Origin of the sequence: Spirillospora sp. CA-108201 (assembly GCF_050936235.1) — a bacterium.
Lineage (GTDB): Bacteria > Actinomycetota > Actinomycetes > Streptosporangiales > Streptosporangiaceae > Spirillospora.
Genome location: NZ_JBNJNE010000001.1, coordinates 6963160 through 6984014 on the forward strand (window position 1 = coordinate 6963160; position 20855 = coordinate 6984014).

The 20855-nt window shown below is 69.7% G+C and carries 21 protein-coding genes and 1 tRNA gene; 19 read left to right on the forward strand and 3 right to left on the reverse strand.

Translation table 11 applies throughout. The annotated features are described in order from the left end of the window. The first annotated feature begins 255 nt into the window (after nt 1–255). The 7 genes from ACQEU6_RS33435 to htpX all read left to right on the forward strand — a co-directional run bounded on the left by ACQEU6_RS33435 (nt 256) and on the right by htpX (nt 7740). Entirely contained in the window at nt 256–816 is a 561-nt protein-coding gene (locus tag ACQEU6_RS33435; RefSeq protein ID WP_499337244.1) for a NuoI/complex I 23 kDa subunit family protein, read from the forward strand. Then, entirely contained in the window at nt 813–1382 is a 570-nt protein-coding gene (locus ACQEU6_RS33440; protein ID WP_499337245.1) for an NADH-quinone oxidoreductase subunit J family protein, read from the forward strand. The genes ACQEU6_RS33435 and ACQEU6_RS33440 overlap by 4 nt, the downstream gene beginning before the upstream one ends. Then, nucleotides 1382–1801 carry an NADH-quinone oxidoreductase subunit NuoK gene (gene nuoK / locus ACQEU6_RS33445; protein ID WP_499337247.1) on the forward strand — a complete coding sequence of 140 codons (420 nt, stop codon included), beginning with the start codon at nt 1382–1384 and terminating at the stop codon, nt 1799–1801. Before ACQEU6_RS33440 ends, nuoK begins: the two co-directional genes overlap by 1 nt. Continuing rightward, nucleotides 1798–3816 carry an NADH-quinone oxidoreductase subunit 5 family protein gene (locus ACQEU6_RS33450; protein WP_499337249.1) on the forward strand — a complete coding sequence of 673 codons (2019 nt, stop codon included), beginning with the start codon at nt 1798–1800 and terminating at the stop codon, nt 3814–3816. Before nuoK ends, ACQEU6_RS33450 begins: the two co-directional genes overlap by 4 nt. Further along, complete coding sequence (locus ACQEU6_RS33455; protein ID WP_499337251.1) at nt 3813–5321, forward strand: complex I subunit 4 family protein; 1509 nt, start codon at nt 3813–3815, stop codon at nt 5319–5321. The genes ACQEU6_RS33450 and ACQEU6_RS33455 overlap by 4 nt, the downstream gene beginning before the upstream one ends. Continuing rightward, on the forward strand, nt 5321–6808 hold the full coding sequence (locus ACQEU6_RS33460) for an NADH-quinone oxidoreductase subunit N (protein WP_499337253.1): 1488 nt from the start codon (nt 5321–5323) through the stop codon (nt 6806–6808). The genes ACQEU6_RS33455 and ACQEU6_RS33460 overlap by 1 nt, the downstream gene beginning before the upstream one ends. A gap of 77 nt (nt 6809–6885) precedes the next feature. After that, nucleotides 6886–7740 (forward strand): zinc metalloprotease HtpX, encoded by an 855-nt coding sequence (gene htpX, locus ACQEU6_RS33465; RefSeq protein ID WP_499337254.1) that lies wholly within the window; start codon nt 6886–6888, stop codon nt 7738–7740. Between the two features lie 95 nt (nt 7741–7835). Here the strand turns inward: htpX and ACQEU6_RS33470 are convergent, their stop codons facing one another. Beyond that, nucleotides 7836–8324, reverse strand: a complete 489-nt coding sequence (locus ACQEU6_RS33470) for a YajQ family cyclic di-GMP-binding protein (RefSeq protein WP_499337255.1) — start codon at nt 8322–8324, stop codon at nt 7836–7838. A gap of 127 nt (nt 8325–8451) precedes the next feature. On the opposite strand from ACQEU6_RS33470, the gene ACQEU6_RS33475 reads away from it, so the two are divergent. Then, a tRNA-Tyr gene (locus ACQEU6_RS33475) sits at nt 8452–8536 on the forward strand. A 942-nt stretch (nt 8537–9478) separates the two neighbouring features. Further along, on the forward strand, nt 9479–9706 hold the full coding sequence (locus ACQEU6_RS33480) for a hypothetical protein (RefSeq protein ID WP_499337257.1): 228 nt from the start codon (nt 9479–9481) through the stop codon (nt 9704–9706). Here ACQEU6_RS33480 and ACQEU6_RS33485 read toward each other — a convergent pair. Both ACQEU6_RS33485 and ACQEU6_RS33490 read right to left on the reverse strand, forming a co-directional pair. Continuing rightward, nucleotides 9699–10754, reverse strand: a complete 1056-nt coding sequence (locus ACQEU6_RS33485; RefSeq protein WP_499337259.1) for a helix-turn-helix domain-containing protein — start codon at nt 10752–10754, stop codon at nt 9699–9701. The genes ACQEU6_RS33480 and ACQEU6_RS33485 overlap by 8 nt on opposite strands. A 1308-nt stretch (nt 10755–12062) precedes the next feature. Continuing rightward, on the reverse strand, nt 12063–12443 hold the full coding sequence (locus ACQEU6_RS33490; RefSeq protein WP_499337261.1) for a GntR family transcriptional regulator: 381 nt from the start codon (nt 12441–12443) through the stop codon (nt 12063–12065). 127 nt (nt 12444–12570) lie between these two features. Here ACQEU6_RS33490 and ACQEU6_RS33495 point away from each other — a divergent pair, with 127 nt between their 5' ends. The 10 genes from ACQEU6_RS33495 (at nt 12571) to ACQEU6_RS33540 (ending at nt 20218) form a co-directional block, all read left to right on the forward strand. Continuing rightward, complete coding sequence (locus tag ACQEU6_RS33495; RefSeq protein WP_499337263.1) at nt 12571–12933, forward strand: SCO3933 family regulatory protein; 363 nt, start codon at nt 12571–12573, stop codon at nt 12931–12933. Nucleotides 12934–12947: 14 nt separating this feature from the next. Continuing rightward, nucleotides 12948–14288 carry an FtsK/SpoIIIE domain-containing protein gene (locus tag ACQEU6_RS33500; protein ID WP_499337265.1) on the forward strand — a complete coding sequence of 447 codons (1341 nt, stop codon included), beginning with the start codon at nt 12948–12950 and terminating at the stop codon, nt 14286–14288. Nucleotides 14289–14362: 74 nt separating this feature from the next. Continuing rightward, nucleotides 14363–14692 (forward strand): hypothetical protein, encoded by a 330-nt coding sequence (locus ACQEU6_RS33505; protein WP_499337267.1) that lies wholly within the window; start codon nt 14363–14365, stop codon nt 14690–14692. After that, nucleotides 14692–15540 (forward strand): DUF2637 domain-containing protein, encoded by an 849-nt coding sequence (locus ACQEU6_RS33510; RefSeq protein WP_499337269.1) that lies wholly within the window; start codon nt 14692–14694, stop codon nt 15538–15540. The genes ACQEU6_RS33505 and ACQEU6_RS33510 overlap by 1 nt, the downstream gene beginning before the upstream one ends. 18 nt (nt 15541–15558) lie before the next feature. Beyond that, nucleotides 15559–15978 (forward strand): hypothetical protein, encoded by a 420-nt coding sequence (locus tag ACQEU6_RS33515; protein WP_499337271.1) that lies wholly within the window; start codon nt 15559–15561, stop codon nt 15976–15978. Next, nucleotides 15978–16268 (forward strand): hypothetical protein, encoded by a 291-nt coding sequence (locus ACQEU6_RS33520; protein WP_499337272.1) that lies wholly within the window; start codon nt 15978–15980, stop codon nt 16266–16268. The genes ACQEU6_RS33515 and ACQEU6_RS33520 overlap by 1 nt, the downstream gene beginning before the upstream one ends. Nucleotides 16269–16366: 98 nt before the next feature. Beyond that, on the forward strand, nt 16367–17761 hold the full coding sequence (locus ACQEU6_RS33525; protein ID WP_499337274.1) for a replication initiator: 1395 nt from the start codon (nt 16367–16369) through the stop codon (nt 17759–17761). Nucleotides 17762–17781: 20 nt separating this feature from the next. Further along, complete coding sequence (locus tag ACQEU6_RS33530) at nt 17782–18012, forward strand: helix-turn-helix domain-containing protein (RefSeq protein WP_499337276.1); 231 nt, start codon at nt 17782–17784, stop codon at nt 18010–18012. Further along, nucleotides 18012–19175, forward strand: coding sequence for a tyrosine-type recombinase/integrase (locus ACQEU6_RS33535; RefSeq protein ID WP_499337278.1), 1164 nt, complete (start codon nt 18012–18014; stop codon nt 19173–19175). Before ACQEU6_RS33530 ends, ACQEU6_RS33535 begins: the two co-directional genes overlap by 1 nt. Before the next feature lie 473 nt (nt 19176–19648). Continuing rightward, nucleotides 19649–20218, forward strand: a complete 570-nt coding sequence (locus tag ACQEU6_RS33540; protein WP_499337280.1) for an NUDIX domain-containing protein — start codon at nt 19649–19651, stop codon at nt 20216–20218. Nucleotides 20219–20855: the final 637 nt, after the last annotated feature.

Sequence of the window (20855 nt, forward strand, 5' to 3'; positions counted from 1 at the left end):
TACGGGGGACGCCAGCCGGGCGCCGCGTGCGGACGCCGCGGAGGCCGCGACGGGTATCGGTGCTGGGGACGGGCGCGCTCGTACGCCGGCCGGGAACGGTGCTCGCTCTCGGGATCGTCGGGGCGCTCCGCTTGATGACCCACATGCCCTCCCCGGCCGCAAGCCATGCGCTCCGGCACACGACCTATACCTCGTTGGACGAACGCCGAACCCGGCGCGTTCCCCCCGCGCCGATCGTGCGCAATCATGGGGCGCGTGGGACGGCTACCAGGAGGCGGGCTGGCCAAGGGGCTGGCGGTCACGTTGCGGACGATGACGCGGCGGTCCGTGACGCGTCAGTACCCCGAAGTGCAACCGGATCTGCCGCCGCGCGGCAGGGGCGTCATCGCGCTGTTCGAGGAGAACTGCACGGTGTGCATGCTGTGCGCCCGCGAGTGTCCCGACTGGTGCATCTACATCGATTCGCACAAGGAGACGCTCCCGGCCGAAGGCGGCGGGCGCCCCCGCACCCGCAACGTCCTCGACCGCTTCGCGATCGACTTCGCGCTGTGCATGTACTGCGGCATCTGCATCGAGGTGTGCCCCTTCGACGCGCTGTTCTGGTCGCCGGAGTTCGAGTACTCCGAGTACGACATCGCCGAGCTGACGCACGAGAAGGAGCGGCTGCGCGAGTGGATGTGGACGGTCCCCCCGCCGCAGGCGCACGACCCGTCCGCCGAGCCGCCGAAGGAGGTGGCCGCGGCGGAGAAGGCCGCCGCGCGCGCCGCCCGGTCGCCCCGGACGGGGCCGCCCCGCGAGCCGGGAGAGCGCGGATGAGCGGCCAGGAGATCGTGTTCACGCTTCTCGGCGTCGTGGCGGTCGGCTCCGCGATCCTCGTGGTCACGACGCGGCAGCTCGTCCACGCCGCGCTGTGGCTGGTGGTGTCGTTCGGCGCGCTCGCGGGCGGCTACCTCGTCCTCACCGCGGAGTTCGTCGCCTGGGTGCAGGTCCTCATCTACGTCGGCGCCGTCGTGGTGCTGCTGCTGTTCGGGGTCATGCTGACGCGGGCGCCGATCGGAGAGTCCGCCGACCTGGACTCCGGGAACCGGTGGGCCGCGCTGGCCGTCGCCGCCGCCACGGCCGCCGTCCTGGTCACCGTCATGGTCATGGGCTTCGGCGACGCGCGGACGGCGCTGCGCGCGGGCGGCGGATCGGCGGACGAGCTCGGCGGCGCCGTGTTCCGGACGTGGGTGCTGCCGTTCGAGGTCCTGTCGGTGCTGCTGCTGGCCTCGCTGGTCGGCGCGATCGTCCTGTCGCGGTCCGACATCCGGCCCCGCCCCGCCGCGGAGGCGAAGCGGGCCGGGAAGTCCGGCGCGGAGCCGGACCGGAAGGGCGACGCCTGATGCACCTCGCCTACCCGACGGTCGTCGCCGCCCTGCTGTTCTCCGTCGGCGTGTACGGGGTGCTGGCGCGCCGCAACGCGATCCTCGTCCTGATGTCGGTCGAGCTGATGCTGAACGCGGTGAACCTCAACCTCGTCACCTTCGACGTCTGGTACCGGGACCGCCTCCACGGCGGCCAGGTCCTCACCCTGTTCACCATCGTGATCGCCGCGGCGGAGATCGGGCTCGGCCTCGCGCTCGTGCTGCTGGTGTTCCGCAACCGGCAGATGATCGACGTCGACCGGCTGCGCGCCCTCAACGAGGAGGCGGACGGCCGGGCGGACGCGGAGGGCGCGGCCCCCCTCCCTGCCGGACGCGCGCCCGTGGGAAGCGAGGCCGGTTCGGAACCGGCGCCCGAGCACGAGGAGGCGTCCCCGTGATCTGGCTCGCGTCGCTCGCCGCCCTCCTGCCGTTCCTCGCAGCGTTCGCCGGGATGCTGTTCGGCCCGTCCCTGACCCGCCTGCTGCGCGGCGCTCCCCCAGCCCCGCCGCTGCACACCGAGTTGCCTCCGCACGCGGACCTGCCATCGCAGACGGACTCGTCCTCGCAGGAAGAGTCGGCGTCGCAGGAAGAGCCGCCCACGGGCTCGCCGTCTCACACGGGCTCGCCACTGCACACGGGTCCGTCCTTCCGTACGGGATCGCTGCTGCGGAACGGACCCGCGCTGATCGCGTGCGTGCCGGTCGCGGTGTCGCTCGTCCTGTCGGCGATCGTCGCGTTCGCCGTCTGGCGGGACCCGGGCGAGCGCACCGGCACGCTCACGCTGGTCGAGACCGGATCGGTGCCGATCGGCGTCGGGCTCCAGGTGGACGGCCTGGCCGCGGTCGTCGGCCTCATGGTGTGCTGCGTGGCGCTCGCCGTCCAGGTGTTCTCGGTCGCGTACATGTCCGGGGACCGGCGGTACTCGTCCTACGCCGCGATCATCTCGCTGTTCACGTCCGCGATGCTGCTGGTCGTCTACTCCGGCGACCTGCTCGTCCTGTACGTGGGCTGGGAGGTCATGGGCATCTGCTCGTACTTCCTGATCGGGCACCACTGGGAGGACCGGGCCAACTCGCGGGCGGCGGTCAAGGCGTTCCTCGTCACGCGGCTCGGCGACGCCGGCTTCCTCGTCGGCGTGATCGTGCTCGGCGTGGGCGCCGGGACGTTCCAGATCGACCGGATCGTCCGGACGGCCGGCGACCTCCCGCAGTCGACGGCGACCGCTGCCGCGCTGCTGCTGCTCGCCGGGGTCGCGGGAAAGAGCGCCCAGTTCCCGCTGCACACCTGGCTCCCGGACGCGATGGCGGGCCCCACGCCGATCAGCGCGCTCATCCACGCGGCGACGATGGTCGCGGCGGGGATCTACGTCGTGGCGCGCCTGGACGGGGTCTTCCTCGCGGCCCCGTCCGCCCTCGCCGTCCTCGGCGTCCTCGCGGTGGTCTCCATGGTCGGCTCGGCCTGCGCGGCCCTCGCCCAGGACGACCTGAAACGCGTCCTGGCGTACTCCACGATCAGCCAGCTCGCCGTCATGGCCGCCGGGCTCGCGGTGGGCGCGACGTCGGCCGCGGTCTTCCACCTGCTGACGCACGCGGCGTTCAAGGCGCTGCTGTTCCTGGCCGCCGGGTGCGTCATCGTGACCGCCGGGTCGAACATGCTCGCCCACTACGGCGGTCTCCGGCGCGGCATGCCCCTCACGTTCTGGTCGATGACCGTGGGTTTCGCCGCTCTGGCGGGCGTCCCGCCGTTCAGCGGATGGTTCAGCAAGGACGCCGTCATCGAGGCCGCCCAGCACGCCGCCTTGCACGGCGGCGAGGTCACTTCGGGCGGGATCGCGTGGCTGGTCTATGTCGGGTTGCTCATCACGGTCGTCCTGACGGCCGCCTATGCGATGCGTGCGTGGTTGATGACGTTCTTCGGTGAGCGACGCGGAACGTACGAGGTCCGCGACCCGGCGCGCATCATGTCGTGGACCGTGGCGGCACTGGCCGTCCCGGCCGCGGTCCTCGGATTCTTCGGCCTCGGGGCTCCGGAGCTGCGTCCCCAACTCGGGGCCTCGCTGCTCAGCGTGCTGCTGCTCGCCGTGGGCGCGGGTGGGGCGTTCCTTGCGTGGAACCGCGACCCGGCCCTGGATCCCGCGCGCGCGCTCGGTCCCGTCCGTACCGTCTTCGCACGGGCCTTCTTCGTGGACGAGCTCTATGCGGCGGTCATCGTCCGGCCCGTCCAGGCTCTGGCGCGACATGTCGTCCTGTTCGACCAGCGGCGCGTCGACGCCGCGGTCGTCGGCGCCGGACGGGCCGCGGGCCGGCTCGGCGGCCTGGTCAGATTCGTCCAGAACGGGAACCCGCAGGCCTACCTCACCGGCCTGCTCGCCGGTGTCGTGGCCATCGCGGCCGCGGTGGTGATCTTCCAGTGATCTTCGTGCTGATGATGGCGATCCCGGCTCTCGGGGCGCTGGCGATGCTCCTCCCGGCGAACCGGTTCCTGCGCACCGGCTTCGCCGTCCGCGCGTTCGGGACGGCGGTGTCCGCCGCGACCCTCCTCGTCGCGATCTCCGCCATGACGGCCTTCGACTTCGGCGACACGTCCCGCGTGCAGCTGGAGGTCGACCGGCCCTGGGCGCCCGCCGTCGGCCTGCGGTTCCACCTCGGCGTGGACGGCATCTCGCTGCCGCTCGTCGTGCTGACCGCCCTCCTGACGTTCCTGTGCTTCCTCTACACGCTGCGGCACCCCCCGGAAGGCGGCCGGATCCGGCTGCTGACCGCGCTGCTGCTCGTCCTCGAAGTCGGGATGCTCGGCACGTTCACCGCCCTCGACCTCGTGCTGTTCTTCGTGTTCTTCGAGACCGTCCTGATCCCCATGTACGTGGTGATCATGCTGTGGGGCGGGACGGGGCGCCGCGCCGCCGCCACCAAGTTCATCCTCTACACGCTCCTCGGCTCCGGGCTCCTGCTCGCCGGGATGCTGCTCGTCGGCACCAAGGCCGGGACGCTCGACATGACCGACCTGGCCGCCCGGCACGGGTCCGGCCTCTCGCACGGCCTCCAGGTCACCGCGTTCGCCCTGATGGGCATCGGGTTCGCGGTCAAGGCGCCGATGTGGCCGCTGCACACCTGGCTCCCGGACGCCCACACCGAGGCGCCCACCGTCGGGTCCGTCCTGCTGGCCGGGGTGCTGCTGAAGATGGGCACCTACGGCCTGGTCCGCGTCGCGCTGCCGCTCGCGCCCGACGGCGCGCGGTTCTGGGCGCCGTGGCTCGGCCTCCTCGCCGTCATCGGGATCGTCTACGGCGCGCTCGCCTGCCTCGCCCAGCGCGACCTCAAACGGATGATCGCCTACTCGTCCGTCGGGCACATGGGGTTCGTCCTGCTCGGCATCGCCACCCTGACCCCGGTCGGCGTCAACGCCGCCCTGTTCGGCAACATCGCGCACGGCCTCATCACCGGGCTGCTGTTCTTCCTCGCCGGCTCGGTCAAGGAACGCTGGGGCACCGCCGACATGAACGCCCTCGGCGGCGGCATGCTCGGCACGTCCCCGCGGCTGGCCTCCATCCTGACCTTCGCGTCCGTCGCGTCCCTCGGCCTCCCCGGGCTCGCCGGCTTCTGGGGCGAGGTGCTCGCCCTGATCGGCGCCTACCGGCCGCACTCCGGCCTGCCCCGCGAGACGTTCGTGACGTTCATGGCCGTCGCCGCGCTCGGCACCGTCCTGACCGCCGCCTACTTCCTGCGCATGCTCGCCAAGCTCACCCACGGGCCGTCCGACGGCGTCGCCGTCCCCCGCGGCCCGGTCGCGCCGGTGTCCCTCCAGGAGTACGCCGCCTGGGCGCCGCTGATCGCGCTGACCCTGCTGGTCGGCCTCTGGCCGAAGACCCTGCTGGACGTGACCACGGGTCCGGTCCGCGCGCTGTTCGGAGGCGGCTGATGATCCAGGACATCGACTACGCGGCGGTCGCGCCGCCGCTGGTCCTCGCCGTCGCCGCGATCGTGCTGCTGCTCGCCGACGCCTTCGACGCGCCCCGCCGCGTCCTGTCGCTGGTGTCCGGCGGGTCCCTCGCCGCCGCGCTCGCCGCCGTGGTCGCGCTGGCCGCCGGGGACCGCCGCGCCACCTTCTGCCTGCCGGACGGCCTGCGCTCCGGCGGCCCCGCCTCCTGCTCCTACGTCGCGGACGACTTCACCCTGCTCTTCCAGGGGATCATCCTCGGCGCCGCCGTCATCGTCGTGCTGCTGTCCCTCCAGGAGATCACCGACTCGAAGATCCCGGTGGGGGAGTACCACTTCCTGCTGCTCGCCGCCGTCATCGGCGCCCTCACCCTGGTCGCGGCCCGCGACCTCGTCCTGCTGGTCGTCGCGCTGGAGACCCTCTCACTGCCGGTGTTCGCGCTGTCCGCGCTGCGCCGCTACGACGGGACGTCCTCCGAGGCCGCGCTGAAGCTGTTCCTCGTCTCCGTCGTGTCCACCGCGGTCATGCTGTTCGGCATCAGCCTCGTGTACGGCGCGACCGGCGCCATGCACCTGGACCGCATCGCGCCCGCCCTCGCCCGGCTGCCCGCCGACCTCGACCCCGTCGCCGCGCTGGGCTCCGTCCTCGTCCTCGCCGGGTTCGCGTTCAAGGTCGCCGCCGTCCCGTTCCACTTCTGGGCCCCGGACGTCTACCAGGGCTCCCCGCTGCCCGTCGCCGCGTTCCTCGCCGTGGTCTCCAAGGCCGCCGGGTTCGCCGGGCTCGCGATCGTCCTCGCCCTCGGCCTGCCCGCCTACGGTCACGTGTGGGGCCCCGTCATCGCCGTCCTCGCCGCGCTCACCATGACCCTCGGGAACCTCGCCGCGCTCCGCCAGCGGACCGCGATCCGCCTGCTCGCCTGGTCGTCGGTCGCCCAGTCCGGCTACATGCTCGCGCCCCTCGCGGTCGGCTCGCACCGCCTCCCCGAGGCCGTCGCCGCCACCACCGCCTACGTCGCCCTCTACGCCGTCATGAACATCGGCGCGTTCGCCGTCGTGATCGGCTTCCACCGCCGCGGCGCCGCCACGGGACGCTGGGACACCCTCGACGACTACCGCGGCCTCGCCCGCCGCAGCCCCGCCGTCGCCACCGCCCTCGCCTTCTTCCTCATCTGCCTCGCCGGCCTGCCGCCCGGCGTGATGGGGCTGTTCGCGAAGGTCGTCGTGTTCCGCGCCACCCTCGCCGGCGGCGTCACCTGGCTCGCCGTCGTGATGGCGGTCAACACGGTCATCGGCCTGTACTACTACCTCGCGTGGGCGGTCCGCCTGTTCACCCCCTCCGCCACCAGCGAGGACTACGACGCGGCGCCCGGTCTCGCCGTCCGCGCCGCCGTCACCGCGGCGGCGGCCGGCGCGGTCGTGCTGTCGGCCGCGCCGCAGATCGTCCTGCAGACCGTCGGGCAGGCCACGTAACCGGGGAAACGTTCGGGAACGTTCCCCCAGGTCAAACCGTTGATGTTCATGCCGGAGTCGACGGGGAGGCAACGCAGGTGCAGTTCAACGGCGTCAAGACGGCAGCACTGATCGCCGCGCTGTCGGCGCTGGTGCTGGTCGCCGGCTGGACGTTCGGCGGCGGAGCCGGTCTGGCGATCGCGCTGGTCATCGCCCTCGGGACCAACGGCGTCGCGTTCTTCTTCAGCGACCGGATCGCGCTGCGCTCCATGCGCGCCCACCCGGTCGGCGAGGTCGAGGCGCCGATGCTGTACCGCCTCGTCCGGGAGCTGTCGACCTCGGCCCGCCAGCCCATGCCGCGCCTGTACGTCTCCGAGACCCGCCAGCCCAACGCGTTCGCCACCGGCCGCAACCCGCGCAACGCCGCCGTCTGCTGCACCCGCGGCATCCTCCAGATGCTGGACGAGCGCGAGCTGCGCGCCGTCCTCGGCCACGAGCTCTCCCACGTCTACAACCGCGACATCCTCATCTCCTCCGTCGCGGCCGCGATCGCCACCGTGATCACCTACCTGTCCCACCTGGCGATCTTCCTGCCGATCGGACGCTCCGAGGACGACGACGGCCCCGGCATCCTCGGCGCCCTCCTGATGCTCGTCCTCGGCCCGGTCGCCGCCGCCGTCGTCCAGATGGCCATCAGCCGGACCCGCGAGTACTCCGCCGACGCCGCCGGCGCCCGCCTCACCGGCGACCCCCTCGCGCTCGCCTCGGCCCTCCGCAAGATCGACGCGGGCACCCGCGCCCTCCCCCTGCCGCAGGACCCGGAACTCGCCACCACCAGCTCCCTGATGATCGCCAACCCCTTCCAGGGCGCCGGCATCGGCAAGCTCTTCTCCACCCACCCCCCGACCGCCGACCGCATCGCCCGCCTGGAGCGCATGGCCGGCCACCGCTGAATTCGGCCGAACCACTCCGGACGCAGCCGCGTCATAACACACAAGAGCGCGCCGGCCACTTCTGCGGGGGATGGGGCCGGCGCGCTCCCCTCGTCCTACCGGTAGTTCACGAACTGCAGCGCGACATCGAGGTCCTTGCCCTTCAGCAGGGTGATGACCTGCTGGAGGTCGTCCTTCTTCTTCGAGCTGACCCGCAGCTCGTCCCCCTGGACCTGGGCCTTGATCCCCTTCGGCCCCTCATCCCGGATGATCTTGCCGATCTTCTTCGCGTCCTCCTGGGCGATGCCCTCCTTCAGGCTCACGCCCAGCTTGTACACCTTGCCCGACAGCCTCGGCTCACCCGCGTCGATCGCCTTCAGCGAGATCGCCCGCTTGACGAGCTTGTCCTTCAGCACGTCCAGCACGGCGTTCGCCCGCTCCTCGGTGTTGGCCTGGATCTCGATCGACTCCCCGGACCACTTGAGCCCCGCGTCCACGTTCCGGAAGTCGAACCGGTTCGCCACCTCCTTGGCGGCCTGGTTCAACGCGTTGTCGACCTCCTGCCGGTCGAGCTTCGACACGATGTCAAACGACGAGTCGGCCATGGCCCACACATCCCCTCAGCAGCGGCATCACGATCTACAGAGCGTATCGACTCCCCACCCCCCGTACGCCCCGCCTCGATGTCACACCCACCCCGACGGTCCGCTATCCTTTCCAGCGAAACACCACGGCGGGTTGCCCGAGTGGCCAATGGGAGCGGACTGTAAATCCGTCGGCTTAGCCTACGCAGGTTCGAACCCTGCACCCGCCACCACCACACAGAACGGCCCCTGAGCAGCTTCAACGCTGCCAGGGGCCGTTCTTGTTGTCTTACCGTGAGTCCCCGTGAGTCCCCGTGATTTACCGCCTCTACGGGCACGTAAGGGGCACGGCGGGGGCACGACGGGGCACGCATATGGGCCCTGGGGGTCGTCGGCTCTCGTTCCCTGCTTGCTGCTTCGGGACTTGGCACGACGACATGAGGGCCGCGGCTTCCCTATGCGCTGGCAGGGTCGGGGCCGGTCATGGCCGTAGGCCACCCCGTAGGGGCGACCGAAGGGAGTAGCCGGCGCCGTGGGCAGATTCCAGTCCGAGCGTCATCCCACGTAGAAGCCGCTGCCCGGCACTGATGCGCTCTCGTATGCCTGGGGTTTGCGTTCCCTCGTCGCGCCTGGTCGCCACGGTCCGGAGTGCTTATCCGCGCGAACGGCGAGACGATGTGACAGACAGATTCGCGCGGATGAGTGCTCCGGCTCGCGGGGGGCTGGGGGGCGCGAGACCCCCGCTTCGGGCACGAACAACCCTTCCAATGCTCCGGGCCGTTGCGTGCGTGACGTGCTTCTGAAGTGCCGAGACAGACGCTCGGGCTCGTCGCCCTGGTGGTGATTGTCGAACGGGCTTCTCGGCGTTCCTTCTGCGGTCGGGGGCGGCTGTCTGACCCGGCGGGCCGGGTCGGCCCGGAGAGGCCGCATGCCCGGCCCGCCGGGGCGGGCGGCCGCCTGGCGACCCGCGAAGCGGGGCGCCCTTGAAGACGTAAAGAAAGTTCTCATCCGGGGCCCCTGCCTGGCCTGTCCTGTCCCGGGACATGCTTGACGCCTCTGTCCCATCACATGTAGGACGAGTGCTCGTCCGGTGGCACTTTCCCGGCGGGACGAGCCTTCCTCGTTCGCCGCTAGGCTCCACAGTGCAGTGGATGGCAAGACGGTGGGAGCGCGATATGGCGAGTATGGAGACTTGGAAGCTCACGTACGTCGTGAACGACGGAAGCGGCATGTTCGGGTTGGAGGGTGCGCCGACATCGACACACGAGGTTGATCTTCCGACCGGAGGCATGGCGCGGACAGGCAATGACGAACAAGCCATCCTTGAACTGATGCGCTCGGCGGTCCGCGAGCATGCAGGGGAAGGCGCGGTACTTACCGACGCCGAAGAGTTGGCTAGCTAGAGCTGGTCCTGCGGCGCGCGTCCTCGTAGCGCTTGGCGTAGTACGCATGGTCACGCGGGTAGTCGCGAAGCTGGTCCAGGCTTGCGGCGTACCCGGCGGCGGCGTCGCTCCAAGCATGAGCCGAGTATGCGATGTCGGCGTACTGGAGCCGCGCGCGTACGGGGTCCAGCCAGTACAGCCAACCGGGGCGGTCTTCGCTGTCGGGAACCTGCTCGGCGAGTGTGAGCGCTTCGTCTGCGAGAGTTCGTGCTCGGTCGCGTTCGCCAACTGCGGCGGCGGCCATACCCGCAGTGTGAGCGGCAATCGAGGCTGCTGCCGGAGAGAGAGCGCGCATTGAGCCTCTTGCCATCTCGGCCGTGCGGAGGGCTCGCACTGGGTCTTGGTTGGTGAGGGCGTAGTGAGATCGGACCCGCGTCACCCACGAGACGAGATCATCGGAACCGGCCTCGAACGCCCATCCCTGAGCAAGGTCGAGCCAAGCGAGCGCCGGACCGGGCTGGTCTTCACGCGCCGCCACCCATGACAACCAGTGAGCATGCTCGGCAGCCAGAATGAGAAGCTGATCGGTCGCCCGGCCTGACGCGTCGGGCAGTAGGCGGGTTACCTGCTCAAGCTGGCTCCTGACCACTGGCCACAGCTCGCGCCCTCCCACAACGTCCTCGGCTCGGCGGTGGCTTGCCAGGACTTGAGAGATCCATTCGGCGACGCGCATGTCAGCGTGACCCCTGGAGTGTGCATGTGCGATCCGCTCGCGCAGCTCTGCGGGTGGTTGCCAACCTGAATCTTCCGGTTGGTAGGCAGACGTTCCACTCAACTCGTCCGGCACTCCCAGCCCCCTCGTGATCCGCTCAATGACCTTGGCATAGGTCGGCTTCTTTACCCCGTTTTCGTAGTTGGAGAGCTGAGGCTGAGTGAGTCCTGTTAGCGCCTCTACCTCACGCTGAGAGAGCCCCGTTACGGCCCGGTAGCGGCGAAAGATCGTTCGCCAATCACCAGCCGCCCACGCTGCACGCAACTTCGGGTCAGTCCAGGGTCCTCGATCGCTCACGGTCTGACGATACGTCCTCGATATACACGCTGTGTATCGGATCGCTGGCTCCTCCGGTCCATGCTGGTCGCCCTGCTCAGATATGGAGGTCTACGTGGGCGACGTAAGCGCGGCTGGTTCCTGTCCGGTAGTCCAGATGGCCCCTGCTCGTCACGGGACCGCAGGGCGGTCGGCCAAGCTGACCGAGAGCGAGCGTCAGATTCTTCTCGCGGAACTCGCCGAGATTACGGCGGAGCTCGAAGACCTCCACGAACGGACACGGCGGATCGTGGCTCGGGTCCACCGGGCCGGTACCGACATCACCTCGGCTCACAAGACCGGTGCGGCCTGAGGTCAGCGACTCCACGTTGGGACGTGCGATGGCAACGCGTGCGCATAGCGATGATCCGGCCTTGCGGCGGCTCCAAGACGAGTTCACCGGGCATCGGCTTTGGCGGGCTCGGCGGTGGGATGGCCGTCCGGGCGACTGGGTGGCCACGCTGCATGACCCAGCCGCCGGCGTTGATGCGACGGTGATCCGTCCGGACTCGGAGTCGCTGCGTAGGGCGTTGGTGGAGGAGCGGCAGCGTGCGGGCCGCCCGGTGATTACAAGGACCTGGTGATGGTGGTGTGGAGCTTCCCACCATCACCAGAGGAGGCCGCCCCGAGGATGGGCGGGGCGGCCTGGGGGGAGGCTGAGGCGGCGCGGCGGGTGCTTGTCCCCCCGGATGCACCGGCCGCGCTGCCTCGGCCATGGAAGGCGCGGCGGCTGCTAAACCGGCTCGCGCGAGAACTGCGGCGGCGCGGGTGGCGCGCGGAACGTCGGTACGCCGAAACGCTCCCCATCCTGCGGGTGCACTTCCCCCACGTGGCGGGCCTGGGCGAGAGCGTCACCATTGCCCGTGGGGATGGTGGGTGGTGGTACCGGTCCAGTACCGGGGCCCTACTCGCGCCCTGCTCGGAACTAGAGCTGGCGGTATCGCGGGTCATGGCGTCGCTAGACGACTGGGTGGCTGCGGCGGGCTCGTTGCGGAGGGCGGGCGAAGCCTGATGGGCACCGGGGAGGCCCTCGCCGAGATCTCGAAGAACTTCGGGGTTACGTGCTGGTGGGGGCCTTACACCCGTTCGCTATGGGCGCTGGTGCGCTGTGATGACGGGTGGCGCCTGGTGGAAGCGGTCTCGCCCCGAGAGCTGGTCATGGCCATCAAGCATCCTGAGGGGTGGCCATGGCCGCGAAGCCGTGCGGCACAGGACTCAAAGCGGGCGCGGTAGGTCCTGTGCCGCACGGCCGTTGCTAGACGAGGGTGGGCGACAGGTTCGCGGCCTGCCCTAAAGGTCTTTGGTGCGCTCGTCTAGGTCGTCAAGCCTGGTGCCGAGGCGGCGAAGGTGACCCCGGATGTCCTGGAGCTGCTTGAACAGGAGTTGGAACTCCTCGCTCCGTTCCGGTGGGATGTCGCCAGCCTCCTGCATGTCCGGGGTGGCGATGACGGTTGCCCCCCTCGCGCCCTGGCGGGTGGTGATCAAGCCTTCTTCGCGTAGCACAGCTATTGCGTTGCTGACGGTCATCCCTGAGACGCCGTACTCTTCGGCGATTTTGGCGCCCGGCGGCAGGGTCTCCCCCACCGGATAGACACCGGACGCGATGTCGCGGCGCAGATCGTCAGCGATGCGCACGTAGGTCTTGCGTCGGTCTACCGGGCCTTTTGCCATGTCAGGCAGTGTACGCCCGCGTCTAGGTCTCTAGGTACCTGAGGAAACATCTGGCCATTCGGTTGACTTCATCGGTTTTCTAGGTATCTTTATAACCAGTGATGCAGAGGTGATCTCAGGAGGATCCATGCGCAACATCCCGGTGGACGTGTCGACGCTGACGTTCGTCTGCGTATCCCCGCCGCGTCCCAAGCTGATCAACCAGGACACGGGAGAGGTGAAGACCGACCGCAACGGGCAGACGGTGTTCACGGTCGGTCTGTCGGCCGCCGACGCCACGGGGCGGGTCGACCTGCTCAACGTCGCGGTGACCGGCGACCAGTCGGTGACCATCGGGGAGGTCGTGACGCCGGTCGGGCTGGTCGCGTTCCCGTGGGAGGCGGTTCTCGGCGGTGAGAAGCGATGGGGCGTTGCCTTCCGCGCTGAGCGCATCGCCCCCGTGTCGGCTGTCCCGGCGTCGGACTCGTCCGCTCCGGCGGGCGTGGCCTGAACGGGGCTGCCGTCATGACTGATTTCGTCCTGGTGCTCGGGGTCCTGGCCGCTGCGGCGGCCGGGCTCTGGGCCTGGCGCCGGTATCACCCGGTGTCGTTCTGGTACGGCGTCGGATTCCCGGCCCGTGCGGTGCTGGTGTACCTGACGTGGCATCACGTCGCCTCTGGGTGCAAGCTCACCCGCAACCGGCGGCGGTTCCGCCTCACCCTCGACGCCATCCCGGTCGTCGGGCCTGCCTCCCGCTCTGCTGCGACGGTGGTCGAGCACAAGCGGCGGGTGCGGCGGGTCGACGTCGAGCGCTCCCCCCGCCTCGGCGTCCTGCGGCCTACCCGGCTGGGGTGGCGGATGCGGCTGCGCCTGCACGACGGGCAAGTCCCCGCCGACTACGAGAAAGCGGCCGAGGGGATCGCGCATGCCTGGCGCGTCCACTCCGTCCGGGTGGTCGACGTCCGGCCCGGCCGCGTCACCCTGTGGGCCACCATGCGTGACCCGCTGGTCGAAGTGGTCACCGCGCCCGAAACCGGTGAGCTTCTGACCGTGCGTCCCGGCAAGCTGGAGAACGGCCGAGACTGGGTGATCGACTTCCGGACGGTGCCGCACTTGTTGAACGTCGGCGCGACGCAGTCGGGGAAGTCGAACCTGGCCAATGCCCTGCTCAAGGGCTTGGCTCCGCAACCGGTCGCCCTGGTGGGCTTCGACCTCAAGGGCGGGGTCGAGTTCACGCCCTACGCGCCTCGGCTCTCGGCCTTGGCCACGACCCGCAAAGAGTCGGTGGATCTGCTGGTCGACCTGGTGGGGGAGGTCGAGAACCGGATGGCGCTCTGCCGGGCGCACGGTGCGCGGAACGTGTGGACGCTGCCGGAGGATCTTCGGCCGATGCCCATCGTGGTCCTGGTGGACGAGGTCGCCGAACTGTTCCTGATGGCCGACAAGAGCGAAAAGGACGAGGTGGCCAAGACCGCTACCGCGCTGCTGCGGGTGGCACAGCTCGGCCGGGCGTTCGCGGTCTACCTGGTCGTGTGCGGGCAACGTGTCGGCTCGGACCTCGGGCCGGGCGTTACTGCGCTGCGGGCCCAGTTGTCGGGGCGGGTGTGCCACCGGGTCAACGACCCGGAGACGGCGAACATGGCGCTCGGTGACCTCGACCCGGCCGCCCTGGACGCTGCCCGCGTCATCGCGGCCGAGACTCCCGGCGTGTGCATCGTCGCAGGACAAGACGGCTCGTGGCACCGGGCCCGGTCGGTCTACGTCCCCGAACACGAGGCTGAGCAGGCCGCTCGGGACTTCGCGCACTTGACCCCGGCCTGGGAAACCCTCGTCGGCTCGGTCCCGGACATCGACTCCGCCGCATAACCCGGCCGTCCCCCGCCCTCCCTCTTTGCTCCGGCTCGGCGTGAGCCCTGATCGCGCCACGTCCCTACCGCCCCATGCCCGAAACCGTCCCTGGAGGCTGCCCGATGGTCGCCCGCGTCCGCCCCCTTCGTCCTCGCCCTCGTCCCCGGTTCGTCGCCGTCCCGTCCCCCTCGTCCCCGTCCTCGCCCTCGTCCCGGGTGGCGTCGGTGTCGTCCTGGGACGTGTGGCCCGTCGGCGTCGAGTGGGACGAGTTCCGCTCACTGCACGTCGCTCGCTGCCAGTGCTGCACTGAGTCATTCGCGTCGTCCTCCTCGGCGGAAGCTGACGACTGGGCCGACGTCCACCGCTGCGACCCCGAACTGGTCGAACTGCTCACGCTCGTCACCAACCGGCGGGCGGCGTGATGCGGCGGCTCGTCGGGGCGGTGGCTGATTCCGCACCGGTGGTCGTCCTGGCTGGGATCGCTGCGGCCGGATCGTTCACTCACATCCGCGACACGGCGACCGAGCATGGTCAAGGCGGGTGGATGGCGTGGGCTATCGCGGTCTGCATCGACCTGACATGCGTCATGGCGGCCGGGGAACGCCAACGAGACAAGAGCACCGGGCGAGACACGGGGCGGCTGTCGTGGCCGTCCGTGGTCCTGGTCGGCGGGATCCTGCTCTCACTCGCCGCCAACCTCGCACAGGCCGATCCTTCGGTGTGGGGCTGGATCACCGCGGGCACTCCGGCGGGCGCGTTCCTGGTCGCGGTCTCCATGCTGGAGCGCCGAAAGGCCGGCACCCAGGCGGCGGCTCACACCTCACCCGTCCCTGAGTCCTTCGGCAGTCCCGAACCGGCCCCGGCCCCGGTCGTCTCGTCCTCGTCTGGCTCGCCCTCGACGCCGTCCCCGTGGGTGGTCTGGGAGGACGAGCACCCCACCGTCTCCGCCGCTGCCGTCCCCGCTGCTCAGGACGAACCCCGCGACCGCGACCGCGACGAGCAGGACGGCCAGACCTCCATTCCGGTCCCCACCGACTCGGCCCCCGCGATGCCGTCCGCCTCGCCATCTGCTTCGTCCTCGTCCCCGGGTGCGGCGGGTCCGCTGGTCGACTTCGCGCGCCGCGTCGCCACCGAGCACGAAAGCCGTCACGGGCGGCCGATCACCCGTGACGCGCTGCGCGCCCGGCTCGGCGTCTCCAACCAACTCGCCTCGGACCTGCTCCGCCAGCTCCGCACCGACCAGCCCCAAGCAACCGCGTCCGTCTCCTGACCCCTGGAGGAACTCGTCATGACCGCGTCCACCATCCCGAACGGCCAGACCTCTCCTCCGGTGCCCGGTGACCTGTTCGCCCGCCACCAGACCATCGCGGGCCTTCGCGCCCTGGCCGACTTCCTGGAGGCCAACCCGGCCGTGCCGGTCAAGGAGTACGGCGGGGACTACAGCGTCTACACCCGCACCGGAGACGACGCCTCAGCGGTCGCCGTAGTCGACCAGGTTGCCGCGCTCCTGAACACCGAAGTCACCGACGACCGCCCCGGCGGCCACTACATCGCCTCCAAGACCTTCGGCCGCATCACCTACCAAATCGTCCACATCCCCGCCCGGCAGATGGACGAGCACCACGCCCAAAACAGCTACTGCGCGAACATCCGCCTCGACCAGGACGACGACCAGGACGACGACCAGGACGCCGGGCGGGCCGCCTGATGAGCGACCAGAACACGACGGCATGGCGACTTCGCTGCCGGGCCTGCAACGTCACTGCTGGCGGCCTGCACTGGGTGACCCTCTTCGCGCTGCGGGGCGGCCCCTCGTGCTCGGCCTGTGGCTCCAACGAGGTGACTGCGCAGGACTCGGTGAGCGGATCGGCTGTCACCTTCCCGCGGCTGCCCGCCTCGTTCGGCCAGTGGTGGCAGTGCTGCAACTGCGGCGGGACCGGCCTGGACTCCTACGGCGACACCTGCCCGCACTGCTCGGGCCTGGGCCACTGCCAGTGATCTGAGCGCCCCCGGCGTGACCGCTCAACCGCCAAGTCACGCCGTCACGTCGGGGGCCGTCCCCTCATCCGCACAATCGGTAAGGAGACCCCTTCATCGTGCCCCATCCGGTCCTGACTCCGCAGGACGCCCGGCTGATGGCGAAGATCATCGACCGGCCCGACTTCGAGCGCTGGGCCGCTCGTGCTCGCTCCACCGGCGGCTGCGCTCAGCCCGTCTTCATCACTGGCACGGTGAAGCACGTCCACACCGGTACGGGGGAACTGCTTCACAGCTACTCCACCGACACCGAACCTGACGGCGCCCTCCCGGTGGCCTGCAAGACCCGCCGGGCGTCCCGCTGCCCGGCCTGCGCCGAGGTCTACCGGGCCGACACCTACCAACTCATCCGCGCGGGCCTGGCCGGTGGCAAAGGCATCCCGGAAAGCGTCTCCGGCCACCCGGCCGCCTTCGTCACGCTGACCGCGCCCTCGTTCGGTCCCGTCCACGCACGGCGGGTGTGCAACGGCGGACAGGTCGAGCGCTGCCACCCTCGACGGGGCGCTACACCATGCCCCCACGGCGTGGTGGCCTCCTGCGGCGTCCGCCACGGGGAGGACGACCCCCGGCTCGGCGAGCCGCTGTGCCCCGACTGCTACGACTACGCCGGGTCGGTGCTGTTCAACGCCCTGGCCCCGGAACTGTGGCGACGCTTCACGCTCGCGCTGCGGCGCTACCTCGCCAAGTCCGCCGGGCTGACCCAGAAAGAGTTCCGCGAGACCCTGGCCGTCTCCTTCGCCAAGGTCGCCGAATACCAGCGCCGGGGCGTCGTCCACTTCCACGCCATCATCCGCTTCGACGGCCCCGGCGGCCCCGCCACGCCCCCGCCCGGATGGGCGAACGTCCCGCTCCTGGAGGACGCCGTTCGCCACGCAGCCGGCGCCGTGTCGGTCACCACTCCGGCGGCACCCGACATCCCGGCGCGCTCCCTGGCCTGGGGAGCACAGGTCGACGTCCGCACCGTCACATCCTCGGGGACGCTCACGCAACAGGCCGTAGCGGGCTACATCGCCAAGTACGCCACCAAAGCCGCCGAATGCGTCGGCACCCTCGACCGGCGACTTCGTCCCGCTGACGACCTGGCCGAGTTGCCGATCACTCCGCACGCCCGGCGGCTCATCGGCGAATGCCTTCGCTTGGGCGCCCTGGAGGCGTTCGAGGATCTCCGGCTCGTCCACTGGGCTCACATGCTCGGCTTCCGGGGCCACTTCTCAACCAAGTCCCGCCGCTACTCCACCACCCTCGGCGCGCTCCGCGAAGCCCGTATCGCCTACGTCCGCGAGCAGTTCCCCGGCTGGCAACCACCCGACGACCAAGACCCTGAGCTGATTCTCGCCATCGGCGAATGGCGCTTCCAGAGTCAGGGCCTCACACGCGGCGAAGCGCTCGTCACCGCCGCACTCACCGGAAGACCTCTACCGCCTCCCGCATCGACAGACAGGAAAGCCGCATGAGCAAGGCAAATGGAGCGCCCTTGTTCGACCTGAACGAACGCCTACTGACCGCCGTGCAAGCGGCTGAGCACCTGAACACCCCAGAACGGTTCGTCCGGCGGCTGATCGACGAACGGCGGATCCGCTTCGTCCGGCTGGGCGATCCGGGCAAACGCGGTCCCGTCCGCATCCCGGAGTCCGCGCTCCGGGAGTACATCACTGCCGGGCTGGTCGATCCAATGACGACAACCAACATCGGGAAGGCTGCGTAATGGCGAAGCGTGATTTCGGAAGCGTGCGGAAGTTGCCCTCTGGGCGCTGGCAGGCGCGCTACCGGTCGCCAGACGGACAACGGCGTACCGCCCCCCAGACGTTCACGACCAGGCGGGACGCGAACCGCTGGCTCACCCTCAAGGGAGCGGAAATCGAAAAGGGAGAGTGGATCAACCCGGACGCCGGAAAGATCACCCTGGGGGAATGGGGCGCGCGGTGGCTGGACTCGGTGCGTCCAAGCCTCAAGCCCAAGACGTACGCCTCCTACCTCTCGCTGTTCAGCACGCAGATCAAGCCGAAGTTCGGCGACCAGGCGCTCACGTCCATACGACCGATCGGGGTGAGTGAATGGGTCGCGGACATGAACGCTCGCGGCCTGAGTGCTTCCCGGATCCGCCAGGCTCACGTCGTGCTCGCCCTGATTATGGAAACGGCGGTGACCAACGAACTCATCCGAGTCTCGCCCTGCGTGGGCACCAAGTTGCCTCGTCTGGTCGTGCATGATCCGGTCATCCTCACGCGGGACCAGGTCGAGAACCTGGTCAATGCGGCGGTCGCTCCGCATGACCTCCTGATCGAGATCATGGCCTACGCGGGGCTGCGCGTCGGCGAGGCGTTCGCGCTGAAGCGCAAGAGCATCGACCTCGATGCGGGAGCCATCCGCGTCACTGAGACCCTGGTCGAGATCTCGGGAAAGACCTCCTTCGGCACCCCCAAGGATCACCAGGTCCGAGACGTGCAGATCCCGGCCTTCCTGGTGCGGCGGCTGCGGGCTCACCTGGACGAGATGGCGGGCACGTCGCCGAATGCCCTCCTGTTCGTGAACAAGCGGGGGAACGCGCTGCACTACAACGCGTGGCGTACCTGGAAGTTCGACCCGGCGGTCGCGAAGGCCGGACTCGACGGCGTGACGCCTCACGACCTGCGGGCCACTCATGCGTCGTGGGTCGCGGACGAGTTCGGCGTCCTGGCGGCTGGGCGTCGTCTCGGCCACTCCAACACCACCATCACGACCCGGCACTACGCGCGTAGGCTGGAAGGCAAGGACCACGACGTTGCGCGGGGCCTGGACGAGTTCCGAGAGGGAAAGATCGAGCCTGGGGCACGTACGGGGCACGACGAGGATGACCAGGATCCTCCGGCCGCTCCGATCCCGGCCTGACCTGCGATGGAACCGGCCAAGATCACGAACCGAGCGTAGATCTGTAAATCCGTCGGCTTAGCCTACGCAGGTTCGAACCCTGCACCCGCCACCAGCAGCTAAAGGGCCTTCCTACCAGGCGAAACGTGCCGAGGAAGGCCCTTTGGCTTCTTACCGTGAGTCCCCCTGAATCTCCTTGTTTCACCGCCCCCACGGGCACGCGTGGGGCACGGCGGGGGGCGCGCCAAAGAAGCCGGTAGGAGCTCGATTGCTCCTCCTTCTCGCGCACTGCTGCGTGTGCTTGGCCGCGACGGCCCGGAGTGAGCTCTCCCCGCCCCATGGCCTACCTCCCTAGGCCCTTCGCCTGAGAGTGCTTAGGTCTTCTCCTTGCTGTCCTGGACGACTGTCGGTTGTCGAAGACCGGGAGCTCCGGACGGTTGCTACTGCGGCAAGCGGCCGTGCACGTCCAATCGAGAGACAAGGAGTGGGTAGCAGTGACTGACCCCACCACATCGAGCAGCACCCGCAAGGTCTGCGACGGCGCCTCCGTCGGCGTCGTTATCCAGACCGAAGATGGTGTGCTGATCGGTGATCGCACAGATGGTGCCGGCGCCGCCGGTATCGCCGGGCACGTCTTCGACGCTCACAGCAGCTACGACGACGCAGCCCGTGCCGAGGTCGAGGAGGAAGCGGGCCTGACCGTCGTCCTGCTGGAGCAGGTGACCGACGGGTGGGTGTGGCGTCCCAATCGCTGCAAGCGTGGTGACGGCCCGCACGGGAGTGGCCACCGCTGGCAGATCTACCGCGCCTCGGTCACCGGTCAGATGACCATCGACCCGGGATCGTTCAGCAACGTCCGCTGGGCGACTCGCAGCGAACTCCAGGAGCTCGCTGAGCGCACCCTGAACCGCGCGCGAGGGCAGCTCACCGTCCAGGACTGGACCGCCCGACCCGGCATCGAGCCGGTCTGGGTCCAATGGTTCGCCATCGTCGAGCTCATCGACATGCGACCGGAGGACCTGGACGTGATCGAACAGTTCATCAGCGGCCGCGCCGGTCGCTGACGACACGCACCCTGCCCGGGTGCACCTTGGGGCCGGACAGCACACGTGCTGTCCGGCCCCTCTCTTGCTGTATCGGTGGGGGTGTGGCCGGGAGTCATCAGCCCGGCAGAACGACCAGGGCTCGTGACGGCTGGTGTGTCGCCATTCTGGCGAATCGCCCCGACTTCTTGGCATTTTCGTAGTGACTGGTCTGTTAGACCGGACATGCTTTCGCCCGTGCGCACGTCGCACACTCGGCATCGGTCCGGAGTGCTCGTTCGCGCGAACGGCCCGGTGTGGGCACAACAGATTCGCGCGAATGAGTGCTCCGGCTCCGGGGGTCCAGGGGGCGGGAGCCCCCTGGTACCAGGAGGCTCAACCGACCTTCGCAGAGACCCGCGCAGGCGGATAAGGGCCGTGCAGTTCGCCGGATATGGCGCATGATTGGTGCTGGCTGGCTGGCTGGCTGGCTGGCTTACTTGCGTGCTGATGGTGTTCCGCTGGTGGGTGGGGCGGCCGTGCACGGCGGCGCGAGACGGGACCGGACGGAACAGGCCGCATGCCCGGCTCGCAGAGCCGGGCGCGGCCGCCCGGCGCCCCGCGCCAGCGGGGCGCCTTTAAAGACGTAGAGAAAGTTCTAATCAGGGTCGTTGGGCTT

Coding starts and splice junctions, on each gene's coding strand:
- ACQEU6_RS33510 (WP_499337269.1), top strand. CDS start 14,692: ATGCGGCGGCTCGTCGGGGCGGTGGCTGATTCCGCACCGGTGGTCGTC.
- ACQEU6_RS33480 (WP_499337257.1), top strand. CDS start 9,479: ATGGCGAGTATGGAGACTTGGAAGCTCACGTACGTCGTGAACGACGGA.
- ACQEU6_RS33535 (WP_499337278.1), top strand. CDS start 18,012: ATGGCGAAGCGTGATTTCGGAAGCGTGCGGAAGTTGCCCTCTGGGCGC.
- ACQEU6_RS33460 (WP_499337253.1), top strand. CDS start 5,321: ATGATCCAGGACATCGACTACGCGGCGGTCGCGCCGCCGCTGGTCCTC.
- ACQEU6_RS33520 (WP_499337272.1), top strand. CDS start 15,978: ATGAGCGACCAGAACACGACGGCATGGCGACTTCGCTGCCGGGCCTGC.
- nuoK (WP_499337247.1), top strand. CDS start 1,382: ATGCACCTCGCCTACCCGACGGTCGTCGCCGCCCTGCTGTTCTCCGTC.
- ACQEU6_RS33490 (WP_499337261.1), bottom strand. CDS start 12,443: ATGGCAAAAGGCCCGGTAGACCGACGCAAGACCTACGTGCGCATCGCT.
- ACQEU6_RS33440 (WP_499337245.1), top strand. CDS start 813: ATGAGCGGCCAGGAGATCGTGTTCACGCTTCTCGGCGTCGTGGCGGTC.
- ACQEU6_RS33505 (WP_499337267.1), top strand. CDS start 14,363: ATGCCCGAAACCGTCCCTGGAGGCTGCCCGATGGTCGCCCGCGTCCGC.
- ACQEU6_RS33495 (WP_499337263.1), top strand. CDS start 12,571: ATGCGCAACATCCCGGTGGACGTGTCGACGCTGACGTTCGTCTGCGTA.
- ACQEU6_RS33515 (WP_499337271.1), top strand. CDS start 15,559: ATGACCGCGTCCACCATCCCGAACGGCCAGACCTCTCCTCCGGTGCCC.
- ACQEU6_RS33500 (WP_499337265.1), top strand. CDS start 12,948: ATGACTGATTTCGTCCTGGTGCTCGGGGTCCTGGCCGCTGCGGCGGCC.
- ACQEU6_RS33470 (WP_499337255.1), bottom strand. CDS start 8,324: ATGGCCGACTCGTCGTTTGACATCGTGTCGAAGCTCGACCGGCAGGAG.